The organism is Lutibacter sp. (assembly GCF_040883305.1).
Lineage (GTDB): Bacteria > Bacteroidota > Bacteroidia > Flavobacteriales > Flavobacteriaceae > Lutibacter.
The window spans coordinates 1-3145 of the sequence record NZ_JBFLKT010000315.1 but is presented as its reverse complement, the minus strand read 5'-3'; the positions used below and the strand labels follow the sequence as shown (position 1 = coordinate 3145).

Genomic DNA, 3145 nt, shown 5'->3' with positions numbered 1-3145 from the left:
TGAAAAAGGAAAAGAAGTATTGCATAATATTTCATTTAAAGCGCCAAAGGGAACTGTAATTGCATTGGTCGGTTCTTCAGGTTCAGGCAAATCTACAATTGCAAGTTTGGCAGCATCCTTTTTAAATCCTTCAAAAGGAAATATTTTTATTGATGGTGTTGATATGTCTAAAGTAAATTTAAATAGCTTTAGAAGTAGGTTGGGAGTTGTTTTACAGGACGATTTTTTATATGAAGGAACAATTAGAGAAAATATTTTATTTCCAAGACCAAATGCTACAGAAGAACAATTGTTAGAAGCAGTTAAAGGTGCGTATGTTAATGAATTTACCGATAGATTTGAGGAAGGTTTAAATACAGTTATTGGTGAAAGAGGTGTTAAATTATCTGGAGGTCAACGTCAAAGAATTTCTATTGCCAGAGCTATATTGGCGAATCCGAAAGTGATAATTTTAGATGAAGCAACTTCAAACTTAGATACTGAAAGTGAATCTTTTATTCAAAAAAGTTTACAGACTTTAATGCAAGACAGAACAACATTTGTAATTGCCCATAGATTGAGTACCATTCAAAAAGCAGATCAAATTTTGGTTATTGAAGAAGGAGAAATTGTAGAACGTGGAAAACACGATGAATTACTAGCTAAAAAAGGACGCTATTTTGATTTGTATACGTATCAAAGTAGAATTTAAATAAGTCTAAAGCAATACTTTAAAAGTTAGTTTTCATGCGAAGTGTAATTTTTAAAAAATTCGTGAAATGGAATCGGTTTTAAATTCCGAGATTCATAATGTGCTAAATATGTTTTATAATTTTTCAAAGCAAATTCTTTAATAAATGTAGATGTTTCGTTATCATCCTTTTTAATATATTCCATTTATAAAAAATTAAAGGTAAACAGTTGGTTAACTAATCAAGCTATAAAAATATAAAAGAAATTATTAATAATCAAATATATTTCATAATTATAAGCTGAAAGTTAAGAGGTTAGCGTAAATAATTTAATATTATGGTAGGAAGTATAGTTGAATTAGTTTTTAAATTTATTTTTAAGTGAACAAAGCATTTAAAAAAAATCTAAATAGTTATCTTAAACTCTTTTCTGTATTAAAAATATCAGCTACTGCTGCTTCGTAATTTTTAATGCTTTTTGCTTTTTTAATCTTCTTTAAAGTTTTGCGAGGGTTGGAGAAAGACAAAGAAAAGTATTCCCATAAATGATACATTTTTAGTAAAATGTGGGTTGCTCCTGAAAGAGATTCACTGTATTGTTGGTAAAGTGTATTATGAAATTCAGTAAATAATTTAATTCTATTTTCTGGGTATTCTAAACTATTACTTTTAATCATACTTGGTAAAAAAGGATCGGAAATCAACCCTCTTCCAATCATCCAATGGTTTATTGAAGGAAATCGTTCTTGCATTTCTCTAAATTTTACAACCGTTGTAATATCTCCATTATAATATAATGTATGTTTTGTAGTATCAATACATTTTTGAAATCCTTCTAAATCAACACCGCCTTTATATAATTGTTTGCCAATACGTGCGTGTATTGCAATATTTTTAAGAGGAAATGTATCTAATATTGGAAGCGTTTTTAGGATTTCCTCGCTATTTTCATAACCCAAACGCATTTTCATAGAGACTAAAATATCAGATTCATCATGTACTTTTTTCAGAATTTCATTAATTTTTTGGGTGTCATTAATAAGTCCTGAACCCATTCCACATTTTGTAACCATCGGATACGGACAGCCTAAATTCCAGTTTAATTCTTTATAACCAAGTTGTTGTATATAATTGGCTACAAATAAAAATTCATCAGCATCATTTGTAATAATTTGAGGAATTAATTCTAAACCTATATTATTTTCTGGTAATAAATCTCTTTGATATGCATTTTTAATAATAAATTTTCCATTCAATCTAATGTATGGTGCGTAAAAAGTATCAATTCCTCCAAATTGATTGTTTAGGGCATTTCTAAATCGGAAATCTGTAAATCCTTGTAAAGGTGAAGATAATAATGTAAAGCTCATAAAATTTAAATTATACAAATATAATCCTCTAAAGGTTATATAGCTATTTTTTTAGTAAGAGGTTAATTAATTCTAGGTTCAAAATAGTATTTATGTCAGTAAAATTAGTATTTAAAAGTCTTTAAGTATTTTTGGATATCGTAGTATATAATATTTTTTAGAAGGTTTATTTATGCTATAATTATAGCTTTATTCAATGTTATTTTTTTAATAAACCCTTTTAGAGAAGATTGTAATAAGAAACAATTTCTATCAAAAATTAATTAAAGTGCCTTTTAGTTTGAAATATTTTCAAAATTTAAACTTTTAAGGTTGTGAAATATATCAAATTAATAAAAGGAGAAAGCTTCAATAATTATGATGATTGTAAATAATTTATGTTTAAAATTTAGAATAAGTTCTAATGTGAAATGTTTAATTTAAAAGTGTTAAACTAATATTTATTAAAAAATCCCCTTGGGTATCGTATATATTTAATAATAAAATTGGCAACATAGTAGTTTTTTTTAAATTTGCAGCCATTCTTTCAATGATGCAATATGTAGCATTGTTGTATAAATAAACACAAAAAAAAATTAAATGAGTACAACATTATTTGACAAGGTTTGGGATTCACACGTAGTAAGAAAAATTACAGATGGACCAGATGTATTGTTTATAGACAGACATTTAATACACGAGGTAACAAGTCCAGTAGCATTTTTAGGATTAAAAAGTAGAAATAATACCGTTTTATTTCCAAATAAAACGTTTGCAACTGCAGATCATAATACGCCAACAATAAACCAACATTTACCTGTTCAAGATCCGTTATCGGCGAATCAGCTAAAAGCTTTAGAAGAAAATTCTGCTGAATGGGGAATTTCTCATTGGGGATTAGGACATCAGCAAAATGGAATTGTACACGTTGTAGGACCTGAATATGGAATTACATTGCCAGGCGCAACAATTGTATGTGGAGATTCACATACATCAACACACGGAGCATTTGGAGCCATTGCATTTGGTATTGGTACTTCAGAGGTTGAAATGGTATTGAGTTCGCAATGTATTATGCAGCCAAAACCTAAAAAAATGCGTATCTCTGTAAATGGAGAACTTGGT

Annotated in this window: 4 protein-coding genes; 2 read left to right on the top strand and 2 right to left on the bottom strand. The window is 28.0% G+C overall.

Annotation, left to right across the window (positions count from 1 at the left end; all coding sequences use genetic code 11):
* Window positions 1-691, top strand: a 691-nt coding sequence (locus AB1Z17_RS10025) for an ABC transporter ATP-binding protein (protein ID WP_368051664.1), incomplete at its 5' end; no start/stop codon positions are given.
* A gap of 26 nt (window positions 692-717) precedes the next feature.
* On the opposite strand, the gene AB1Z17_RS10020 is transcribed toward AB1Z17_RS10025, so the two are convergent.
* Complete coding sequence (locus AB1Z17_RS10020; protein WP_158283805.1) at window positions 718-876, bottom strand: hypothetical protein; 159 nt, start codon at window positions 874-876, stop codon at window positions 718-720.
* A 208-nt stretch (window positions 877-1084) separates the two neighbouring features.
* Window positions 1085-2041 carry a tRNA dihydrouridine synthase gene (locus tag AB1Z17_RS10015; RefSeq protein WP_368051663.1) on the bottom strand — a complete coding sequence of 319 codons (957 nt, stop codon included), beginning with the start codon at window positions 2039-2041 and terminating at the stop codon, window positions 1085-1087.
* A gap of 579 nt (window positions 2042-2620) precedes the next feature.
* Between AB1Z17_RS10015 and AB1Z17_RS10010 the strand changes: the two genes are divergently transcribed.
* On the top strand, window positions 2621-3145 hold a 525-nt coding region (locus tag AB1Z17_RS10010), incomplete at its 3' end, for an aconitase family protein (RefSeq protein WP_368051662.1).